Source organism: Streptomyces sp. NPDC058534 (assembly GCF_042717365.1).
Taxonomy (GTDB): domain Bacteria; phylum Actinomycetota; class Actinomycetes; order Streptomycetales; family Streptomycetaceae; genus Streptomyces.
In genome coordinates, this window is record NZ_JBHXNW010000083.1 from 35,089 (window position 1) to 38,620 (window position 3,532).

Genomic DNA, 3,532 nt, shown 5'->3' on the forward strand with positions numbered 1-3,532 from the left:
CGCGTGACCTCGTCGGCGAACGCCGACAACTGGGCGACCATCGTGTTGATCGTCGACTTCAGTTCCAGAATCTCGCCCTTCGCCTCCACCGTGATCTTCTGACTCAGGTCGCCGGTTGCGACCGCGGTGGTGACCTGGGCGATGTTGCGGACCTGCGAGGTCAGGTTCGAGGCCATGAAGTTGACGTTGTCGGTCAGGTCTTTCCAGACACCGGAAACGTCGCCGAGATGTGCCTGACCGCCCAGCTGCCCTTCGGTGCCGACCTCGCGGGCCACTCGCGTCACCTCCCCGGCGAACGCACGCAGCTGGTCGACCATCGTGTTGACAGTGAGCTTGAGCTCCAGCACCTCACCGGTGGCCTCTACCGTCACGTGCTGGGTGAGGTCGCCGCGGGCCACCGCTGTCGTCACGACCGCGATGTCCCGGACCTGCGACGTCAGCCGGGACGCCATCGTGTTGACCGCCTCGATCACCATGCGCCAGTCACCGGAGAGACCGCGTGGACGCGCGCGGCCGCCCAGCCGCCCCTCGGTGCCGACCTCGCGGGCCACCCGCGTCATCTCGCCGGTGAAAAGCGAGAGACGGTCGACCGTGCGGTTTACGGAGCGGGCAAGACTACGCAGATCCCCGCGTAGCCGACGTCCACCGTCATACAAGTCGACGCGCTGCGTGAGCTCGCCGTTGGACACCGCGTTCAGGACTCGCGTGGTGTTGGACACCGGCGCAGCCAGGGCTTCGAGCAGTGTGTTGGCCGAGTCGACGCCTGTCACCCACGAGCCCTGCCCCGGACTGGCCGAGAGTCTCTCGTCGAGCCTGCCGTGCCGCACGACCTCCCTGCGCACCCGCTGTAGCTCTCCGACCAGATGCTCGTTCCGTGCCGCGAGCTGATTGATCAGGTCGGCGATCTCGGTGGGAGCCCCCTCCCGCACACCATTCACACGGACGGTGAAGTCACCATCACGCAATGATTTCAGGGCGGTGAGCAGCGGGTCCAGTTCGGTACCGCGCACCCATGCCTTGTCCGGGTGCGCGGTGGCCGGAGGATGTCCGGTGACCTCCCTCGGACCCGCAGACTCCGAGGGATCGCGCGGGTCGGCAGGCGTGACGGGGGAGTCGGCCGAAGCCGGGTCGATTGCCATGGCAGCCCACCCCTAGCGTCGACATGTCCATATACGTCACACTATAGATGCTTGGTGAGACGCCTGATCGAATATTCACTTGAGGCACATGGCCACTATGCATCCCCCATCGATTGCGCCCGCGGGTCCGACTCCGGTCTCTCAACCGGATCGGTGCACGTTGCGGACGACGCTTCATGCGAGCCAGGAGGCGGCCTGCGAGGCGCGCTTCTTCGTGCGCCAAGCGCTTGCCGAACAGATCGCTGCGGTCACGACCGGTTCTGGGAATACCACTGAGGTACTGAACGAGATCAGCTGGGATGCCGAGCTTCTCGTCAGCGAGTTGGCCACCAATGCGATCATGCACGCCGGTACGGACATTGACGTCATCTGCTCGACGGAGGAGAGAAGGCCAAGCTCTCCACGGGCGCAGGGAAGATCGGATCACTCGGCACCGGCGGATGATCAGCACGAACCCGTCGCCGTGATCATCGAAGTGGTGGACCGCCACCCGGCCCGAGGATTGCGTGCACAGGAGGACCTGTCCGGCGGGCGGGGCCTCGGGCTGCGCATCGTGGGCGCCCTCGCGGCATCCTGGGGGGTGACCTACGACCACCATCAGAAGTCGGTGTGGTTCCGCCTCGAGTCCGCTGGGCGCGATCAACGTGGCACCCGAAATGCCACGCCGTCCCCGCTGCACACGTCGCCGGACCCGGGAACACGCGAGCCGGTGTCGATGGCCGGCCCTGAAGGCGACACTGCGGAATGGCCCGACCGAGTGGGGCCCACCTACCTCGCCGAGGCCAGCGAGCTCCTCGCTGGCCAGCTCGACGAGGATCTCGTGGCCGCACTCGCGGGACAGCTGCTGGTGCCCCGGCTCGCCGACTGGTGCGGCGTGTGGCGGGCCCTGGAAGGGCGCCGCATGTGGCTGTCCCAGGTCTGGCACGCCGAAGAATGGCGTATCGACGCACTGCGTGACGAACTGGCGAGGGAAGCGCCGACTGCTTTGATCAGTACCGCGAGCATCCCCTGGCCGTGGCCGGAAACGGCAGGTGTTCGGGGCTCGGCGCTGGCATTCCCCCTGGTCGCGAGCGGCGCATGCCAAGGAATACTCCTCCTGGGTGGGGCCGGGCAGCTCCACATGACCGACCGCCTGGAGAACGTCGTACGAGACCTGGCGCGACGGATCGCGCAGGCGCTGGTCACCGCTCGCCGGTACACGCGGCAGACGACGATCAGCCGGGCGCTTCAGCGCGGTCAGCTACCTGAGTTCCTGGCCGGCGTTCCGGGCGTCGAGACGGCGATCGTCTACGAGCCGCACGGCGAGGGTCAGACTGTGGGCGGCGACTTCTACGACCTCTTTCCCATGGGCGAAGGCCGATGGGGGTTCTTGCTGGGCGACGTGCAGGGTAAGGACCCGGAAGCGACATCGGTGACCGGCCTCGCCAGGTACCTGGTCAGGGCGCTGGCCCGCGAAGGCCGAGGCGTCGAGTCGGTGCTCGGAAGGCTGAACGCGGCGATGGTGGAGGAGAGCGCGGAAGCCGTCGCGCACGGTGGCGAACGTGCCCGTCCGAGATTTTTCAGCCTGCTCTACGGGGAGCTGCAACTCGGTCGGGACGATGAGGGGCCCCGCTTCACGATCGCCAGCGCCGGACACCCGCTACCTCTGCGCCTCCAGAACGACGGTTCCGTCATGGTCGCGGCGGAACCCCAGATGCTGCTCGGCATCGACGGCGACGCCGAGTTCGATGCAAGCTCCTTCAATCTAGCTCCGGGGGAGACGCTACTGTGTGTGACGGACGGTGTCACGGAGCGCCGAAGCGGTCACCGGCAGTTGGATGACGATGACGGCTTGGCCGTTCTGCTCGGCGAATGCAGCGGGCTGGGTGCGAATATGGTGGCCGCGCGCATCCGTCGCTCGGCACACGACTTCAGTCCTGATCCAGTCGAGGACGACCTCTCGATCCTGGTACTGCACACGCTTGCCGCGATGAATGCGAGAACGGACGCCAAAGAACACCGGCCGGTCCGCTGAGCGGAAACGGAGGCATGTATTCAGTGAGCCGGGGCTCACCGTGTGGCGGGCGGGACAGCTGAACGTTTTGCCGGTGGCGGCACCTACTGGCCGCCGCCCGGCTGCCGGGATCTGCTTCCAGCGGACCGACCGCCCTAGTCTGAAATGTAGGGTCTCAAGCCCGTCTTCACAGGGCAGTGCTGTGACCTGGTTGTTCTTTCGCGGTCTCGCGCCGCTTCATACGGCTGCTGTCTCAGCGCTCTGTCATTTCCTCGGCGATGCCTGACGGCCGCAGCTAGGAGCTGTGAGGTTCCCCCGAGGTGCGGGGAAAGGTGGCAGCAGGTCAGATGGGTTGCATGAGAGGAGCCCTGACGATGCCTGCCCCGAGGAAGTACCCGCT

2 protein-coding genes are annotated in these 3,532 nt (G+C 66.6%); one reads left to right on the top strand and one right to left on the bottom strand.

Annotated elements, in window-relative coordinates; translation table 11 throughout:
* On the bottom strand, positions 1–1,139 hold a 1,139-nt coding region (locus ACFWR9_RS35500), incomplete at its 3' end, for a HAMP domain-containing protein (RefSeq protein WP_383849733.1).
* Positions 1,140–1,236: 97 nt separating this feature from the next.
* On the opposite strand from ACFWR9_RS35500, the gene ACFWR9_RS35505 reads away from it, so the two are divergent.
* Positions 1,237–3,153 (top strand): SpoIIE family protein phosphatase, encoded by a 1,917-nt coding sequence (locus ACFWR9_RS35505; protein WP_383849735.1) that lies wholly within the window; start codon positions 1,237–1,239, stop codon positions 3,151–3,153.
* Positions 3,154–3,532 lie beyond the last annotated feature (379 nt).

What these genes read in the sequence shown, in the direction of transcription:
- ACFWR9_RS35505 (WP_383849735.1), top strand. Translation starts at nt 1,237, where the DNA reads ATGCATCCCCCATCGATTGCGCCCGCGGGTCCGACTCCGGTCTCTCAA.